The sequence below is a fragment of the Pseudomonas sp. R4-39-08 genome, assembly GCF_003852275.1.
GTDB lineage: Bacteria > Pseudomonadota > Gammaproteobacteria > Pseudomonadales > Pseudomonadaceae > Aquipseudomonas.
On record NZ_CP027733.1, the window covers coordinates 845,192 to 860,168 of the forward strand.

Below are 14,977 nucleotides of genomic sequence, written 5' to 3' on the forward strand. Positions count from 1 at the left end.
TTAGATCGCATTACGCAGGCTGAGATTTTCCGGGTGCGGTTGCAGGTAGGCCTGCTGCGCAATGTAGCGGTCCGGGTGTTGACGAAAGTGATGCTTGAGCAGGGTAAGCGGTACCACCAGAGGCACGATGCCTTGGTGGTATTGGCCGATGATGGTTTGCATTTCCTGCTTGTCGTCGGCGCTGATCGACGCCTTGAGGTAGCCGCTGATGTGTTGCAGCACATTGGTGTGGGTACCGCGGGTGGCGCACCTCTTAAGGCCCGTCATCAGTTCGCAGAAGTAGCAGGTGGCCAACTCGTCGAGTTTGTCATCCTTGCCCATGGTGCCGAGCAACTGGCCGAGGCTTTTGTAGTGCGCCGGGCTGTGGGCCATCAGCAAGTATTTGTAGCGCGAGTGAAAGGCCAGCAGGCGATGACGCGTCAGGCCATCGGCGAGCAGTTGCTGCCAACTGGCGTAGACGAACACGCGGGTGAGGAAATTTTCTCGCAATACCGGGTCATTCAGACGGCCGTCTTCTTCCACCGGCAAGTTGGGGTGGCGCGCGCAGAATGCCTGGGCGTAGACACCGCGCCCCCCGCCATCCACCGGTGCGCCATTTTCACGGTAAACCTTGACCCGCTCCAGGCCACAGGACGGCGATTTCTGCATAAAGATGTAGCCGCACAGGTCGGTATGTTCACGCGCCATCGCCTGCCCGTATTCATCCAGCGGCTGGGTCACGTTGAGTTCGCGGTGCACGGTGCCCACGGCCTGGGGATTGTTCGCGTCGCCGACCAGGCGAATGGTTTCGCGGGGGATGCCCAGGCCGATTGCGACTTCAGGGCACAGCGGCACGTAGTCGAAGTAGTCGGCCAGGGTCTGGCTGCACAACAGGGATTGTTTATGCCCGCCGTTGAAACGCACGTTCTCGCCCAGCAGGCAGGCACTGATGCCGATCTTGGGTTTCACGGAATGGGGCATGGGCAAACCTCTGTGAAATTCCTGTACAGGTGCGAATTACTGTACAACTAATCTCATCATAGATTTGATCTTGTACAAGTCAATTATTTTGTACAGGTTTTTTCGCAGGGCTTACTGCCATCCCATTTTCCAGCTATCCGTATTCTGCAATGTTTGCCAGCCAACGCGCTCGGTTCGTCGGGTCATCACCGCTTGCAGCTCGATCTCCAGCACGGTGCCTTCCTCGTCACGAAACAGTTCGGTGACGAGGAAGTGTTTTTCCTTGTTTTTCGGCAAGGTGGCTGTCCATTTCGACAATAGCAATTTGGCCGGGTTGATGCGATTCATTGCAGGTGCTCGATCAACCGTCGCGCCGCCTCCTGGCCGCTGAGCCAGGCACCTTCGACACGCCCCGACAAACACCAGTCGCCGCAGACGAACAGGCCCAGGTCGGCATCGGCCAGCACGCCGAATTCATGACTGCTGGACGGTCGGGCGTAGAGCCAGCGGTGTGCCAGGCTGAATGAGGGCGCGGGCATAGTGCAATGCAGCAGCTCGGCGAAGGCGCCGTGCAAGTGTTCGATCACGGCCTCTTTGGGCAGGTCCAGGTGCGCCTTGCTCCAGGTGCTGGTGGCATGTAGCACCCAGGTGTCGACGGTGACGTCACGCCCCGGTTTGCTGCGGTTGCGCGCCAGCCAGTCGAGGGCGCTGTCTTGCACGAAGCAGCCTTCCATCGGTGTATCCAGAGGCGTGTCGAAGGCCAGGGCGATGGCCCAGGTGGGGTCCATTTTCACCCCGGCCACGACGCTCGCCAGTTTCGGTGCGGCGGCCAGCAGGGTGGTAGCCTGGGGCGCCGGCGTGGCGATGATCACATGGCTGAACGGGCCGTGATGGCCGCCATCGGCGTCGAGCAGGTTCCAGTGCTGGGTGCCCTGGAACACCTCGGTGATGCGGCAACCGAATTCCACCGGCAGGTCATCGAGCAGTGCGCGGGTAATGGCGCTCATGCGTGGCGTGCCGACCCAGCGGATCTGTTCGTCGGGGGAGGGCGTCAGTTGGCCGGACTTGAAGTTGTACAGCTGGGGTTTCCACTGTTGCGCCCAGCCATGGCTTTGCCAGCGCTGCACTTCGTTGACGAAGCGCCGATCACGCGCGGTGAAGTACTGTGCGCCCATGTCCAGGGCACCGGCATCGCTGCGCTTGCTGGACATACGGCCGCCGCTGCCGCGGCTTTTATCGAAGAGTTGTACAACGTGCCCCGCGTCTCGTAACGCTCGGGCGGCGGAGAGACCGGCAATGCCGGTACCGATGATCGCAATGGGGACAGTCATGGGAGGCCTCGTTTTACCGTTGGGTACAGACTACGCCGACACCAATAGCTGTACAATATTGTTTTTTGGTATAAGTTTTGGCGTGCCTGATTGTGTGGCGTGACCTATGGTTAAGCTAAGGGCTGAATGGCCGCCACGCTCGATTATTAAATTGATCCCTGCTTATAAAATAGACCAGTGAGCGGCGGCGAACGTTACATGAGGAGCGTCCCATGCATATTTTGCTGACCGGCGGTACCGGTTTGATCGGCCGTCAACTGTGCCGGCACTGGCTTGCCCAGGGCCATCGCTTGACCGTGTTGAGCCGCAAACCCGATGCCGTTGCGCGGGTCTGCGGCGCGCAAGTGGCGGGTGTCGGGCGCTTGCAGGACGTGATCGGCGGCGTCGATGCGGTGGTCAACCTTGCCGGTGCGCCCATCGCCGACCGTCCCTGGACCCACAAACGCAAGGCTTTGCTGTGGAGCAGCCGCATCAGCCTGACCGAAAGCCTGCTGGCATGGCTGGAAGGCCTCGAGCAAAAACCGGCGGTGCTGATCTCCGGGTCTGCCGTGGGTTGGTATGGCGACGGCGGCGAGCGCGAACTGACTGAAGCGTGCGGCCCGGTGCAAGACGATTTCCCCAGCCAGTTGTGTATCGCCTGGGAAGAAACCGCCGTGCGGGCCGAGGCCCTGGGCATTCGTGTGGTGCTGGTGCGTACCGGCCTGGTGCTGGCGGCCGAGGGCGGCTTTTTGTCGCGCCTGCTGCTGCCGTTCAAACTGGCGCTGGGCGGGCCGATCGGCAATGGTCGGCAATGGATGCCGTGGGTGCATATCCAGGATCAAATCGCCCTGATTGATTTTCTTCTGCACAAGGCTGACGCCAGCGGTCCTTATAATGCCTGCGCGCCACACCCGGTGCGTAACCGCGAATTTGCCCAGACGTTGGGCCAGGTGCTGCATCGGCCGGCGTTCATGCCGATGCCGGCCTTTGCGCTGAAGGTCGGCTTGGGCGAGTTGTCGGGCTTGTTGCTGGGCGGGCAAAAGGCCCTGCCTGAGCGGCTGCTGGCGACGGGTTTCACTTTCCAGTTCACTGAGTTGCGTGCGGCCCTGGACGACTTGTCCAGCCGCCTCTAGAGATAGGATGTTGCATGACGGATCACGCGTTGTTACTGGTCAACCTGGGCTCACCGGCCTCCACTTCGGTGGCCGATGTGCGCAGCTACCTCAATCAGTTCCTGATGGACCCTTATGTGATCGACCTGCCGTGGCCGGTGCGCCGCCTGCTGGTGTCGCTGATCCTGATCAAGCGCCCTGAGCAGTCGGCGCATGCCTATGCGTCCATCTGGTGGGAGGAGGGCTCGCCGCTGGTGGTCCTCAGCCGTCGCCTGCAGCAGCAGATGACCACGCAATGGACCCAGGGCCCGGTGGATCTGGCGATGCGTTATGGCGAGCCTTCGCTTGAAACGGTGCTGACACGCCTGGCCGCCCAAGGCATCCAGAAAGTGACCCTGGCGCCGCTGTACCCGCAGTTTGCCGACAGCACCGTGACCACGGTGATCGAGGAAGCCAGGCGCGTGGTGCGCGACAAGAAACTCAAGGTGCAATTCTCGATCCTGCAGCCGTTCTACGATCAGCCTGAGTACCTCGATGCCTTGGCGGCGAGTGTGCGGCCGTATGTAGAACAGGATTACGACCACCTGCTGTTGAGTTTCCACGGTTTGCCTGAGCGTCACCTGACCAAGCTCGACCCCACGGGCCAGCATTGCTTCAAAGACGCTGATTGCTGCAGGAACGCGTCCCCGGAGGTGCTTGCCACCTGCTACCGCGCGCAGTGTTTCAGCGTCGCCCGGGATGTAGCCGCGCGGCTGGGGTTGCCGGACGGCCAGTGGTCGGTGGCGTTCCAATCCCGCCTGGGCCGCGCCAAGTGGATCGAACCCTATACCGAGGCGCGTCTCGAGGCGTTAGCGCAACAAGGCGTGAAAAAACTGCTGGTGATGTGCCCGGCGTTTGTCGCCGATTGCATCGAGACTCTGGAGGAAATCGGTGATCGCGGGCTGGAACAGTTCCGTGAGGCGGGGGGCGAGGAGTTGGTGTTGGTGCCTTGCCTGAATGATGACCCGCAGTGGGCGGCGGCGCTTAATACCTTGTGTGAACGCGCGCCTGTGTCGCTGTAATTAAGCCGTGCGAATAACCAAATGTGGGAGGGGGCTTGCTCCCGATAGCAGGGTGTCAGTCTCAGTATTGCTGATTGATACACCGCTATCGGGAGCAAGCCCCCTCCCACATTTAGTATGGCGTTTGCTTAGAGATTGAGGGTCAGGCTGAGCGTGAGGTTGCGCGGCTCACCGGGGTTGACCCAGTAGCTGCTGTAGGACCGCTCGTAATAGTGCTCATCGAACAGGTTGTTGAGGTTCAGGCCCACGGTGACGTTCTCCGTTGCCTTGTAATGCGCGAGCAGATCGACGGTATGGTAGGCGGGCAGTTCGAAGCCGGTGCCCGCTTCACCGGAGCGATCACCGACATAGGTAAACGCCGCCCCCAGGTCCGAACCGCGTAACGCGCCGTCCTGGAACTCATACACCCCCAACAGACTGCCGCTGCGCTTGGCCACGCCGAGGATGCGGCTGCCCGCCGGAATGGTGTTATCACCCTTGGTCACTTCGGCGTCGATGTAGGCGAAAGCGCCGATCACGCGGATGGCGTCGGTGACTTGCCCGGTCAGTTGCAGATCGAACCCCTGGCTGCGCGCCTTGCCCATGGCGCGGTTGGTGTTGGTCGACGGGTCCAGGGTCAGCACGTTTTCCTTTTCGATATGAAAGGCGGCGAGGGTGGCGCTGAGGCGGTCGTCGAACAGCTCGGTCTTGATCCCCATTTCGTACCCCACGCCTTCTTCGGGTTTGAAGGTCTGACCGCCGGCATCCACACCGCTGTTGGGCTTGAACGAGGTGGAGGCGTTGGCGAATACCCCCACCTGCGGCGTCAGTTGATAGAGCAGGCCGGCACGCTGGGTAAGGGCGTCGTGGGTCTGCCGGCTTTTGGCGTGGTTGCGGGCGAAATCGTCGGTGCTCTGTTCGAAATGCTCGAAGCGTGCGCCCAGCATGCCGCGCAGGCGGTCGGTGAAGATGATCTGGTCTTGCAGATTCAATGCGTGGCTTTTGGTTTGCTCGAAGAAGTCGGTGCCGGAGCGTTTGCCGTTGGGTTTGGGCTGGCCGTAGACCGGGTTGTAGAGGTCGATGGGGTAGCTGCCGTCGGTAGCGGTCACGCGTTCCTGCTTGCGATAGTCCTCGTATTCGGTGCCCACCAGCAGTTCGTGCTGCCAACTGCCGATATCAATCAGGCCGCGCAGTTCCAGCTGGGTGATGCTGTCGTGCCAACCCATGGAGCGCTCGCGGTAGCGGCGGTTGAGGGTGTGGCCGTCTGCATTCAGTGCACGGTTTTCCGACGCGTCGCCCCACAGGCTGCCCTGTTTGTAGTGGCTGGCCAGGCGCAGTTTCCAGGCGTCGTTGAGGTGATGTTCCAGGGTGGCCTGGATGCGATTGTTGTGGTTGTCGATGTCGCCGTCGTTGGGTTCGCCGAGGAAGGTGGAGCGTGATACCCCAGGTGCGTCGACGATGCCGCGATCGAAGGTCGAGCTGTGGCGCACGAATTCGCTTTCCACCAACAGGCTGGTGTCCGGGTTCAGCTGCCAGCTGAACGAAGGCGCGACGAACACGCGCTTACTCTCGACGTGATCACGGAAGCTGTGGTTGTCTTCCACTGCCAGATTGACCCGTGACAGCACATTGCCCTCGGCGTCCAGCGGTGTGTTGACGTCGAGGGCTGTGCGATAGCGGTCCCAACTGCCGGCACTGGTTTGCAGGGTCGTGAAGGCTTCCGGCTGGGGCTTCTTGGTGACGATATTTACCGTGCCGCCCGGATCGCCACGCCCATACAAACTGGCGGCAGGCCCCTTGAGTACTTCGATGCGTTCGATATTCGCGGCATCCGGCGTGCTCGGGTAGCCCCGGTTGGCACTGAAGCCATCCTGATAGAACTCAGAAGTGGTGAAGCCGCGCACGCTGTATTCGTAAAGGGTCAGGCCGCCGAAGTTGTTTTGCTTGGAGACGCCGCCCGCAAACTCTAAAGCGCGTTCCACGCTGGTACTGCCCAGGTCCTTGAGCACCGTGGCGGGAATCACGCTGATCGATTGCGGGATGTCGCGCAGGGCTGTGTCGGTCTTGGTGGCACTGGCGGAGCGAGTGGCGCGGTAGCCCTGTACCGGGCCGGTCGCCGACTCATAAGCGTCGGTGGTGACGCTGATGGTGTCCAGTTCCAGGGTGTTTTCTTCGGCGTAGGCGGAGTCGAGCAGCAAGCCCAGGGCCAGGCCGGCCAGGGGCGCAAACTTTCGAGACGGCATGATAGAGCGTTCCAATGTTGGTATTGAAACAATATAACATGTCTAATGAGATGGGTTGTTATGTAATATCATTTTGCAGGTGCCCTCGAGCGGGCACCTGCAAGATGCCGCTTATTCCTCTTCTTTTACCGGCGCTGTGGCTGGCGGTGGGCGCAGGCCGATTTCCGCCGACAGCTTGATTTCCTTGCCGTTGCGCATCACCTGGATCGCTACCTTATCGGTCGGCTTGATCCGCGCCACCTGGTTCATCGACTTGCGGCCATCACCGGCCGGAGCGCCGTCGATGCTGAGGATCACATCGCCCAATTGCAGGCCGGCTTTCTGCGCCGGGCCGTCGCGGAAGATCCCCGCGACTACGATGCCAGGGCGCCCGGTCAGGCCGAACGACTCGGCCAGTTCCTTGGTCAAGGGTTGCACTTCAATGCCCAGCCAGCCGCGAATCACCTGGCCGTGCTCGATGATCGACTTCATCACCTCCATCGCCAGCTTCACCGGGATCGCAAAACCGATACCCTGGGAGCCGCCGGACTTGGAGAAAATCGCCGTGTTGATACCCGTGAGGTTGCCATTGGCATCCACCAGCGCGCCGCCGGAGTTGCCGGGGTTGATCGCCGCGTCGGTCTGGATGAAGTCTTCGTAGCTGTTAAGGCCCAACTGGTTACGCCCGGTGGCGCTGATGATGCCCATGGTTACCGTCTGGCCAACGCCGAACGGGTTGCCGATGGCCAGCGCCACGTCGCCTACGCGCAGGCCATCGGAGCGGCCGAGGGTGATCGAGGGCAGGTTCGTCAGGTCGATTTTCAGTACCGCAAGATCGGTTTCCGGATCGCTGCCCACGACGCGGGCCAGGGTCTCGCGGCCGTCACGCAGGGCTACCACGATCTGGTCGGCGCCGGTGGTCACGTGATTGTTGGTGAGGATGTAGCCTTCGGGGCTCATGATTACCCCGGAACCGAGGCTCGATTCCATGCGGCGTTGCTTGGGCCCGTTGTCACCGAAGTAGCGGCGAAACTGCGGGTCTTCGAACAACGGATGCGCCGGCTTGTTGATGACCTTGGTGGTGTACAGGTTGACCACGGCAGGGGCGGCGATGGTCACGGCATCCGCATAGGTCACCGGGCCTTGCACCACGGTGCTGGTTTGCGGGGCCTGTTGCAGGTTCACATCAAGGCTGGGAAGGCCAACCCACTGTGGATAACGCTGAATGATCAGCATCGCGATCAGCACGCCAGCCAGCAATGGCCATCCAAAAAAACGCAGCGCCTTGAGCATCAAGTAAGTCCTGACAGGTTGCAGGGGGCGCGGGAGCGCCCATAATGACGCGCATTATACGAGGCTGCGACGCCAGCGAACGGGATATTTAGGAGTCTTTTATGGCCGTCCCCCTTACCACCCTCGTCGAGGAAGCGGACCGCTACCTTGGCAGCTTGAAAATCGCCGATTATTGCCCCAACGGCCTGCAAGTGGAGGGCCGGCCGCAGGTGATGCGCATCGTCAGCGGCGTCACCGCCAGCCAAGCCCTGCTGGACGCCGCCGTCGAAGCCCGGGCCGACCTGATCCTGGTGCACCACGGGTATTTCTGGAAGGGCGAAAACCCCTGCATCACCGGCATGAAGCAACGTCGCCTGAAAACCTTGCTCAAGCATGACATCAGCCTGCTGGCCTACCACCTGCCCCTGGATCTGCACCCTGACGTAGGCAATAACGTGCAGCTTGCCAAGCAACTGGACATTACCGTCGAAGGCCCGCTCGACCCAGGCAACCCAAAAGTCGTCGGCCTGGTCGGCTCGCTCGCCGAGCCGCTGTCACCGCGCGACTTTGCCCGCCGCGTGCAGGACGTGATGGGCCGAGAGCCGCTGCTGATCGAAGGCAGTGAAATGATCCGCCGCGTCGGCTGGTGCACCGGGGGCGGCCAGGGGTATATCGACCAGGCAGTGGCTGCCGGTGTCGACTTGTACCTGAGCGGCGAAGCCTCGGAACAGACCTTCCACAGCGCGCGGGAAAACGACATCAGTTTCATCGCCGCCGGCCACCACGCCACCGAGCGCTATGGCGTGCAGGCGTTGGGGGATTACCTGGCACGACGCTTTGCCTTGGAGCATATCTTCATCGATTGCCCGAACCCGATCTAAGCCACACAGCCGAGGCAAATGTGGGAGGGGGCTTGACCGAGTTTCAGGCCAAACTTGGGGGTATATTCATATACCGTTTCGATCTAGTTGGCGCCCTGAATAGAAGCAGGTGCTGTGCTAGCATGCCCCGCTCGAACACGGCCCGCTGGCCGTCCACACGATCGTTTTTCCGTGAGTAGCCATGGTCGACAAACTGACGCATCTGAAACAGCTGGAGGCGGAAAGCATCCACATTATCCGCGAGGTCGCCGCCGAGTTCGATAACCCGGTGATGCTCTACTCGATCGGTAAAGACTCCGCCGTGATGCTGCATCTGGCCCGCAAGGCCTTCTTCCCGGGCAAATTGCCGTTTCCGGTAATGCACGTCGACACCCGCTGGAAATTCCAGGAAATGTACAAGTTCCGCGACAAGATGGTCGAGGAACTGGGCCTGGACCTGATCACCCACATCAACCCCGATGGCGTGGCGCAGAACATCAACCCGTTTACCCACGGTAGCGCCAAGCACACCGACATCATGAAGACCGAAGGCCTCAAGCAGGCCCTGGACAAGCATGGTTTCGACGCAGCCTTCGGCGGCGCCCGTCGCGATGAAGAGAAATCCCGCGCCAAAGAGCGCGTGTACTCATTCCGCGACAGCAAGCACCGCTGGGACCCGAAAAACCAGCGCCCGGAGCTGTGGAACGTCTACAACGGCAACGTCAACAAGGGCGAATCGATCCGCGTATTCCCGCTGTCCAACTGGACCGAGCTGGACATCTGGCAGTACATCTACCTGGAAGGCATCCCGATCGTGCCGCTGTACTTCGCCGCCGAACGCGACGTGATCGAGAAGAACGGTACGTTGATCATGATCGACGACGACCGCATCCTCGAGCACCTGTCCGACGAAGACAAAGCCCGTATCGTCAAAAAGAAAGTCCGTTTCCGCACCCTTGGCTGCTACCCGTTGACGGGCGCGGTGGAGTCCGAAGCCGAAACGCTGACGGACATCATTCAGGAAATGCTCCTGACGCGAACTTCCGAGCGCCAGGGCCGGGTCATCGACCATGATGGCGCCGGCTCCATGGAAGATAAAAAACGTCAGGGTTATTTCTAAGGGGTTGTCATGTCGCACGTATCTGATTTGATCAGCGAGGACATCCTCGCCTACCTGGGCCAGCACGAGCGCAAGGAAATGTTGCGCTTCCTGACCTGCGGCAACGTCGATGACGGCAAGAGCACCCTGATCGGGCGACTGCTGCACGACTCCAAGATGATCTACGAAGATCACTTGGAAGCCATCACCCGCGATTCGAAGAAGTCCGGCACCACCGGTGACGACATCGACCTGGCGCTGCTCGTTGACGGCCTGCAGGCCGAGCGTGAGCAGGGCATCACCATCGATGTCGCCTACCGCTACTTCTCCACCGCCAAGCGTAAATTCATCATTGCCGATACCCCAGGCCATGAGCAGTACACTCGCAACATGGCCACCGGTGCGTCCACCTGTGACCTGGCGATTATCCTGATCGACGCGCGCTATGGCGTGCAGACCCAGACCCGCCGCCACAGCTTCATCGCCTCGTTGCTGGGCATCAAACACATCGTGGTGGCCGTCAACAAGATGGACATCAATGGCTTTGACCAGAGCGTATTCGAGTCGATCAAGGCCGATTACCTGAAGTTTGCCGACGGTATCGCGTTCAAGCCGAGCACCCTGGCCTTCGTGCCGATGTCGGCGCTCAAGGGCGACAACGTGGTGAACAAGAGCGAGCGTTCGCCGTGGTACACCGGGCAGTCGCTGATGGAGATTCTCGAGACCGTCGAGATCGCCAACGACCGCAACTACACCGACCTGCGTTTTCCGGTGCAGTACGTCAACCGTCCGAACCTGAACTTCCGTGGTTTCGCCGGCACCCTGGCCAGCGGCATCGTGCACAAGGGCGACGACGTCGTGGTGCTGCCGTCGGGCAAGAGCAGCCGCGTCAAATCCATCGTCACCTTCGAGGGCGAGCTGGAACAGGCGGGCCCGGGCCAGGCCGTGACCCTGACCATGGAAGACGAGATCGACATCTCCCGTGGCGACCTGCTGGTGCATGCCGACAACGTGCCGCAAGTGACAGACGCCTTCGACGCCATGCTGGTGTGGATGGCCGAAGAACCGATGCTGCCGGGCAAGAAGTACGACATCAAGCGCGCCACCAGCTATGTGCCGGGCTCCATCACCAGCATTGTGCACCGCGTGGACGTGAACACCCTGGCCGAAGGCCCGGCGAGTTCGCTGCAGTTGAACGAGATTGGCCGGGTCAAGGTCAGCCTTGACGCGGCTATTGCGTTGGACGGTTACGACAGCAACCGCACCACTGGCGCGTTTATCGTCATCGACCGCTTGACCAACGGCACCGTGGCCGCCGGCATGATCATCGCACCGCCAGTCAGCCATGGCAGCGCGGCGCAGCACGGCAAGTTGGCCCATGTAGCCACCGAAGAACGCGCCCTGCGTTTCGGCCAGCAACCGGCCACCGTGCTGTTCAGCGGCCTGTCCGGCGCCGGCAAGAGCACCTTGGCGTATGCGGTCGAGCGCAGGCTGTTCGACATGGGGCGTGCGGTGTTTGTGCTGGACGGCCAGAACTTGCGTCACGACCTCAACAAAGGTCTGCCGCAGGACCGCGCCGGGCGTACCGAGAACTGGCGCCGTGCCGCTCACGTGGCGCGCCAGTTCAACGAAGCCGGCCTGCTGACCCTGGCCGCGTTCGTCGCCCCGGATGCCGAAGGCCGCGAACAGGCCAAGGTGCTGATCGGCAGCGACCGTTTGCTGACCGTGTACGTGCAGGCGTCGCCGCAGGTGTGTGCCGAGCGTGATCCCCAAGGGCTGTACGCGGCGGGCGGGGATAACATCCCCGGTGAGTCCTTCCCGTATGACGTGCCGTTGAATGCCGACTTGGTGATCGACACCCAGACTTTGTCGCTGGAAGACAGCGTCAAGCAAGTGCTGGAGTTGTTGCGTCAGCGTGGCGCGATCTAAGCGTCACGCGCACAAAAAAGCCCGCCATGTTGGCGGGTTTTTTTATGGGGCTTTGAAAACAGCGCAGTCAAATGTGGGAGGGGGCTTGCTCCCGATAGCGGTGGATCAGTAACAGCTGTACTGACTGACACGCCGCCATCGGGAGCAAGCCCCCTCCCACAGGTTGATCAGCTTTTGCCAGGAAATTCTGTGTGCAGCTTTTCCAGCAACACATCCTTCTCTTCCCACAACCGGTTGATCCAGCCCTGGAACGCCAACCGATATTCCCCGTCCTGCTCATAATTCTTGCCGATAAACTCGACCGGAATCTGCACCTCTTCAAACTGCACCACCACATCCTTCACATTCCCGCACAGCAAATCCCAATAGCCCGGACGGCCGCCAGGGTAGTGAATGGTCACGTTGACCAGCGACTTCAACTGCTCACCCATGGCATCCAGCACGAACGCAATCCCTCCGGCCTTGGGTTTGAGCAAGTAGCGAAACGGTGACTTCTGCTGTGCATGCTTGCCCGGTGTAAACCGTGTGCCTTCGGCAAAGTTGAAAATCCCTACCGGGTTGTTGCGAAACTTCGCACAGGTCTTGCGGGTGGTTTCCAGGTCCTTGCCTTTCTTTTCCGGGTGTTTTTCCAGGTACGCCTTGCTATAGCGCTTCATGAACGGAAAGCCCAGCGCCCACCACGCCAAACCAATCACCGGCACCCAGATCAGCTCCTGCTTGAGAAAGAACTTCAGCGGGCGAATGCGTCGATTGAGCACGTATTGCAGCACCATGATGTCGACCCAGCTCTGGTGATTGCTGGTGACCAGGTACGAGTGTTGATAGTCCAGGCCTTCAAGGCCGCTCAAGTGCCAGCGGGTGCGCCGTACCAGGTTCATCCAAGCCTTGTTGTTGCTGACCCAGGCTTCGTGCGTGTGGTTCATCAAGCCTTCGCTCATGCGCTTGGCGAAAGGCAGGGCCTTGAACAGCGCCACGATAAACAGGAACGAGCACAGCAGGATTGTGTTCAGCGCCAACAGCAGGGAAGCGATTACTCCGCGTACGGCGGCAGGTAGAAAATCCAGCATTTAGATATCCATAGGTCGGTTGGCGGCTTGGATCGCGGTCAGGGCGATGGTGTACACGATGTCGTCCACCTGGGCGCCGCGCGGCAGGTCGTTGACCGGTTTGCGCAGGCCCTGGAGCATCGGCCCCAGGCTTACGCAATCGGCGCTGCGTTGCACGGCTTTGTAGGTGGTGTTGCCGGTATTCAGGTCGGGGAAGACGAACACCGTGGCCTTGCCGGCGACCTGGCTGTTGGGCGCCAGTTGCCGGGCCACGCTTTCATTGGCGGCGGCGTCGTATTGCAGCGGGCCGTCGATCAGCAACGAGCTCTGTTGTTCGTGGGCGAGCAGGGTGGCTTCGCGGACTTTTTCCACTTCCTCACCGCTGGCCGACTCGCCGCTGGAATAGCTGATCATCGCCACGCGCGGGACGATGCCGAACGCGGCGGCCGAGTCGGCGCTCTGCAGAGCGATTTCCGCCAGCTCCGCAGCGCTTGGGTGCGGGTTCATCACGCAGTCGCCATACACCAGCACCTGCTCGGGGAACAGCATGAAGAACACCGACGATACCAAGGTGCAGCCCGGCGCCGTCTTGATCAGCTGCAGGGCCGGGCGGATGGTGTTGGCGGTGGAGTGGATCACCCCGGACACCAGGCCGTCCACCTCGTCGAGGGCGAGCATCATGGTGGCGATCACCACGGTGTCTTCCAATTGCTGCTCGGCCATTGGCGCGTTCAGGCTCTTGCTCTTGCGCAATGCGACCATCGGTTCGACGTAGCGCTGGCGGATCAGGTCCGGGTCAAGTATCTCCAGGCCTTCCGGCAGTTCGATACCCTGGGCCCGCGCCACCGCTTCCACGTCCGCCGGCTTGGCCAGCAGCACACAGCGGGCGATGCCGCGGGCCTGGCAGATCGCGGCGGCCTGCACGGTCAGCGGCTCGCTGCCTTCGGGCAGCACGATGCGCTTGTTGGCGGCCTGGGCGCGCTGGATCAACTGGTAGCGAAAGACCGCCGGTGACAGGCGCATCTCCCGTGGGGTGCCGCAGCGCTGGTGCAGCCAGCGCGCATCGAGGTGGCTGGCGACGAAGTCGGTGATGATCTCCGCGCGCTCGCGGTCATCGATGGGGATTTCCTTATTGAGGCTGTTGAGCTGGTTGGCGGTGTCGTAGGAACCGGTGCTCACCGACAGTACCGGCAACCCGGCCTGGAACGCGCCACGGCACAAATCCATGATTCGCGGGTCGGGCAGGGTGTCGCTGGTCAGCAACAGGCCGGCCAGCGGTACGCCGTTGATCGCGGCCAGGCTGACGGCGAGGATGATGTCGTCGCGATCGCCCGGCGTCACCACCAGCACACCGGGCTTGAGCAGCTCCACGGTGTTGCGCATGGTGCGCGCGCAGATGATGATCTTGGTCATGCGCCGGGTTTCATAGTCGCCGGCATTGAGGATCTGCGCGCCCATCAGGTCGGCCACGTCGCGGGTACGCGGCGCGTTGAGTTCGGGCTGGTAGGGAATGCAGCCGAGCAGGCGGAAATCACCGCTGCGCAATAACGGCGAGTGCTCCTTGAGGCGCGCCGAGAAGGCCTCCATGCTTTCGTCGGTGCGCACCTTGTTGAGGATTACGCCCAGCACTTTCGGGTCTTTCGGGCCACCGAACAATTGGGCCTGCAGTTCCACGCGGCCGGACAGTTCGGTGAGCACTTCATTTTCCGGGGCCGAGACCAGGATCACTTCAGCATCCAGGCTTTTGGCCAGGTGCAGGTTGACCCGTGCCGCATAGCTGGCGCTGCGGGTCGGCACCATGCCTTCGACGATCAGCACGTCCTTGCCCACCGCGGCTTGCTGGTACAGCGTGATGATTTCTTCGAGCAACTCGTCGAGCTGGCCGTCGCCGAGCATGCGCTCAACATGGGCCAGGCCCAGGGGGTGCGGCGGCTTCAGGCCGTGGGTGCGCGCCACCAGTTCGGTAGAACGCTCGGGGCCGGTATCGCCAGGGTGTGGCTGGGCAATCGGTTTGAAGAAACCGACTTTCAGGCCGGCCCGTTCCAGGGTACGCACCAGCCCAAGGCTGATGGAGGTCAGACCCACACCAAAATCGGTGGGCGCGATAAAAAAAGTCTGCATGCGAATTCTCTGGAGGTGCATGGCTGG

Annotated in this window: 12 protein-coding genes; 5 read left to right on the forward strand and 7 right to left on the reverse strand. The window is 61.4% G+C overall.

The window, feature by feature from the left end; all coding sequences use genetic code 11:
• The 3 genes from C4J88_RS03635 to C4J88_RS03645 all read right to left on the reverse strand — a co-directional run bounded on the left by C4J88_RS03635 (position 1) and on the right by C4J88_RS03645 (position 2,270).
• Positions 1-960 (reverse strand): DUF523 and DUF1722 domain-containing protein, encoded by a 960-nt coding sequence (locus tag C4J88_RS03635; RefSeq protein ID WP_124406243.1) that lies wholly within the window; start codon positions 958-960, stop codon positions 1-3.
• A 111-nt stretch (positions 961-1,071) separates the two neighbouring features.
• Positions 1,072-1,287: a TIGR02450 family Trp-rich protein gene (locus C4J88_RS03640; RefSeq protein WP_124365762.1), complete on the reverse strand. Its 216-nt coding sequence runs from the start codon at positions 1,285-1,287 to the stop codon at positions 1,072-1,074.
• A complete protein-coding gene (locus C4J88_RS03645; protein ID WP_124365763.1) occupies positions 1,284-2,270 on the reverse strand; it encodes an NAD(P)/FAD-dependent oxidoreductase in 987 nt (328 codons plus the stop codon). Before C4J88_RS03645 ends, C4J88_RS03640 begins: the two co-directional genes overlap by 4 nt.
• A gap of 212 nt (positions 2,271-2,482) precedes the next feature.
• Here C4J88_RS03645 and C4J88_RS03650 point away from each other — a divergent pair, with 212 nt between their 5' ends.
• Together C4J88_RS03650 and hemH are read left to right on the forward strand one after the other, a co-directional pair.
• Positions 2,483-3,382, forward strand: a complete 900-nt coding sequence (locus tag C4J88_RS03650; RefSeq protein ID WP_124365764.1) for a TIGR01777 family oxidoreductase — start codon at positions 2,483-2,485, stop codon at positions 3,380-3,382.
• 14 nt (positions 3,383-3,396) lie between these two features.
• Complete coding sequence (hemH, locus tag C4J88_RS03655; RefSeq protein WP_124406244.1) at positions 3,397-4,422, forward strand: ferrochelatase; 1,026 nt, start codon at positions 3,397-3,399, stop codon at positions 4,420-4,422.
• 128 nt (positions 4,423-4,550) lie between these two features.
• On the opposite strand, the gene C4J88_RS03660 is transcribed toward hemH, so the two are convergent.
• Together C4J88_RS03660 and algW are read right to left on the reverse strand one after the other, a co-directional pair.
• Entirely contained in the window at positions 4,551-6,644 is a 2,094-nt protein-coding gene (locus C4J88_RS03660; protein WP_124406245.1) for a TonB-dependent siderophore receptor, read from the reverse strand.
• 111 nt (positions 6,645-6,755) lie between these two features.
• Entirely contained in the window at positions 6,756-7,916 is a 1,161-nt protein-coding gene (algW, locus tag C4J88_RS03665; protein ID WP_124361218.1) for a Do family serine endopeptidase AlgW, read from the reverse strand.
• 101 nt (positions 7,917-8,017) lie between these two features.
• On the opposite strand from algW, the gene C4J88_RS03670 reads away from it, so the two are divergent.
• From C4J88_RS03670 to cysN, 3 genes are all read left to right on the forward strand, one after another.
• Complete coding sequence (locus C4J88_RS03670; RefSeq protein WP_124365767.1) at positions 8,018-8,776, forward strand: Nif3-like dinuclear metal center hexameric protein; 759 nt, start codon at positions 8,018-8,020, stop codon at positions 8,774-8,776.
• Between the two features lie 181 nt (positions 8,777-8,957).
• A complete protein-coding gene (cysD, locus tag C4J88_RS03675; RefSeq protein WP_003171640.1) occupies positions 8,958-9,875 on the forward strand; it encodes a sulfate adenylyltransferase subunit CysD in 918 nt (305 codons plus the stop codon).
• Positions 9,876-9,884: 9 nt separating this feature from the next.
• The gene (cysN, locus tag C4J88_RS03680; RefSeq protein WP_124406246.1) at positions 9,885-11,783 is read left to right on the forward strand and encodes a sulfate adenylyltransferase subunit CysN; all 1,899 of its coding nucleotides are present in this window, start codon (positions 9,885-9,887) and stop codon (positions 11,781-11,783) included.
• Between the two features lie 167 nt (positions 11,784-11,950).
• Here the strand turns inward: cysN and C4J88_RS03685 are convergent, their stop codons facing one another.
• Positions 11,951-12,850, reverse strand: a complete 900-nt coding sequence (locus C4J88_RS03685; RefSeq protein ID WP_124406247.1) for an acyltransferase — start codon at positions 12,848-12,850, stop codon at positions 11,951-11,953.
• Positions 12,851-14,950 (reverse strand): phosphate acetyltransferase, encoded by a 2,100-nt coding sequence (gene pta, locus C4J88_RS03690; RefSeq protein ID WP_124406248.1) that lies wholly within the window; start codon positions 14,948-14,950, stop codon positions 12,851-12,853. It abuts the gene before it with no gap.
• Positions 14,951-14,977 lie beyond the last annotated feature (27 nt).

Excerpts from the sequence above, each read along its gene's own strand:
- C4J88_RS03635 (WP_124406243.1), bottom strand. The coding sequence starts at position 960 with ATGCCCCATTCCGTGAAACCCAAGATCGGCATCAGTGCCTGCCTGCTG.
- C4J88_RS03640 (WP_124365762.1), bottom strand. The coding sequence starts at position 1,287 with ATGAATCGCATCAACCCGGCCAAATTGCTATTGTCGAAATGGACAGCC.
- C4J88_RS03645 (WP_124365763.1), bottom strand. The coding sequence starts at position 2,270 with ATGACTGTCCCCATTGCGATCATCGGTACCGGCATTGCCGGTCTCTCC.
- C4J88_RS03650 (WP_124365764.1), top strand. The coding sequence starts at position 2,483 with ATGCATATTTTGCTGACCGGCGGTACCGGTTTGATCGGCCGTCAACTG.
- hemH (WP_124406244.1), top strand. The coding sequence starts at position 3,397 with ATGACGGATCACGCGTTGTTACTGGTCAACCTGGGCTCACCGGCCTCC.
- C4J88_RS03660 (WP_124406245.1), bottom strand. The coding sequence starts at position 6,644 with ATGCCGTCTCGAAAGTTTGCGCCCCTGGCCGGCCTGGCCCTGGGCTTG.
- algW (WP_124361218.1), bottom strand. The coding sequence starts at position 7,916 with ATGCTCAAGGCGCTGCGTTTTTTTGGATGGCCATTGCTGGCTGGCGTG.
- C4J88_RS03670 (WP_124365767.1), top strand. The coding sequence starts at position 8,018 with ATGGCCGTCCCCCTTACCACCCTCGTCGAGGAAGCGGACCGCTACCTT.
- cysD (WP_003171640.1), top strand. The coding sequence starts at position 8,958 with ATGGTCGACAAACTGACGCATCTGAAACAGCTGGAGGCGGAAAGCATC.
- cysN (WP_124406246.1), top strand. The coding sequence starts at position 9,885 with ATGTCGCACGTATCTGATTTGATCAGCGAGGACATCCTCGCCTACCTG.
- C4J88_RS03685 (WP_124406247.1), bottom strand. The coding sequence starts at position 12,850 with ATGCTGGATTTTCTACCTGCCGCCGTACGCGGAGTAATCGCTTCCCTG.
- pta (WP_124406248.1), bottom strand. The coding sequence starts at position 14,950 with ATGCAGACTTTTTTTATCGCGCCCACCGATTTTGGTGTGGGTCTGACC.